Here is a 1874-nt window from a genome sequence, read left to right as displayed (position 1 = left end):
AATATCGATGGTGGCGCAACTATTGGTTATTAAAGAATGCTAATAAGGAATTTTTTATGAAAAAATTAAGTGTTTTTTTATTTCTACTGTCTGCTGTTTTTTTAATGAGGGACTTATGGCTGATTCATCAATTATTTATACGGGATTTAATGCACCTACAGGGATTGCTGTCAACCAACAAGGCGTTGTGTATGTAACTAATTGGTCCGCTGGCTCGATCACTAAAATAAATACTAATGGTAAAAAGGAAGTTTTCGCAGATAATATATCATCTCCTGCGGGCATTACCATTAATCAGAATGGCGATGTCTATGTGTCCTCATATTCTGACAATTACATTCTAAAAATTAGTCCAGAGGGCGTTCAGCAGAAGATATCGACAGGTTACCGAACCCCAACAGGGATTGCATTTTCTAAGTCGGGTAATTTATTGATTACGAATCGGTCATCCGGTGATATATCTTCACTTAATCTAGATACAGGCAGTGTAATAACTCTTGTTACAGGGTTAAATCTTCCTGTGGGGGTTGTTGAACTCAACGATGGAAGTTTAGTCGTGACCCAATATAGCGGTCGGTTAACTCATATCAATAAAGCGGGCGATAAGCGGGAGTTAGGTCATGACTTTATTCGCCCCGGTGTGGGTATTGTTGCTGAGTCGGATGACGTTATTGTCGCTATCGATAATGGTGCGGATGCTGTTAAACGTGTCAATGTCATTTCGGGAAAAACCGAACTATTGGATGATAATTTTAGTGGCGCAGTTGCATTAGCGAAACACGGGAATAGTTATCTCGTAGGTACTTGGAATGACGGAAATATTCATTTAGTGAGATAATTAAGAAAATGGTTCAAGTGTGAAAATTGGATATAGATAGCGAGATTTGATCATTTAAATATAAGGAAATAAAATGAATAATAACGAATTGCCACAGCGAACTTTAGGTTCTCACTTACAGGTATCTGCGATTGGATATGGTGCTATGGGGCTGAGTGAATTCTATGGGCCTAGTGATGAGATTGATTCACTGAAAGTATTGCATACAGCGATAAATGAAGGGGTGACTTTTTTTGATACGGCAGATATGTATGGTCGTGGTCATAATGAATCATTGATTGGGCGCTGTTTGTCTGGTTTGACGGCTAATGATCGTGCAAACTTAACTATCGCCACCAAGTGTGGTATTGATCGCGGAAATAGCGCTGGTTATGAACGAAAAATCAATAATTCTCCTGATTATATAAAGCAAAGTTGTGAATCATCATTAGAACGATTGGGGTTGGAAAAAATCGACCTTTATTACATGCATAGGCTTGATGCTGAAACACCTATCGAAGAGACTATGTATACTTTGGCGAACTTAGTCAAAGAGGGCAAAATATTGCATATTGGCCTATGTGAAGTTTCTGTTGATATTCTTCAGCGGGCGCTGTCGGTATTTCCTGTCGACGCTTTGCAAACGGAGTATTCTCTTTGGACTCGGGATATTGAAGATGAAATATTACCATTTCTGAAAAATAATAATATTGGATTGGTACCTTATTCACCACTTGGCCGAGGCTTTTTAACTGGAAAATATACTTCAGTAAACGACTTTTCAGTCGATGACTTCCGGCGTTTCAATCCTCGTTTCTCTGAAGAGAATATGGCCAAGAACCTTGCTATTTTAGAGGCTATTACACCATTAAGTCATAAATATAATTGTAGTCTTGGTCAGATAGCACTTGCCTGGTTATTGGCTCAAAGTGTTAATATCGTACCTATTCCTGGCACGAAAAAAGAACGATATTTAAGAGAGAACGTCGCCTCGTGTCATATTAAATTAGAAGATGCGGATATAAAAATTTTAAATGATATTAAGAATAAATTAGAC

2 protein-coding genes are annotated in these 1874 nt (G+C 38.1%); both read left to right on the top strand.

The genetic code is table 11. From position 1 onward, the window contains the following. The first annotated feature begins 115 nt into the window (after positions 1 to 115). On the top strand, positions 116 to 838 hold the full coding sequence (locus tag V2A85_RS23380; RefSeq protein ID WP_372559521.1) for a serine/threonine protein kinase: 723 nt from the start codon (positions 116 to 118) through the stop codon (positions 836 to 838). An 88-nt stretch (positions 839 to 926) separates the two neighbouring features. Next, positions 927 to 1874: aldo/keto reductase (locus tag V2A85_RS23375; RefSeq protein ID WP_420072520.1), on the top strand; the 948-nt coding region annotated here is incomplete at its 3' end.

It is taken from the genome of Yersinia sp. 1252 StPb PI (genome assembly GCF_048593885.1).
Taxonomy (GTDB): domain Bacteria; phylum Pseudomonadota; class Gammaproteobacteria; order Enterobacterales; family Enterobacteriaceae; genus Yersinia; species Yersinia enterocolitica_E.
This window is presented reverse-complemented; position numbering and strand designations above follow the sequence as displayed.

Bases quoted from the DNA above. Each gene is read 5' to 3' on its own strand.
- V2A85_RS23380 (WP_372559521.1), top strand. From the start codon at position 116: ATGGCTGATTCATCAATTATTTATACGGGATTTAATGCACCTACAGGG.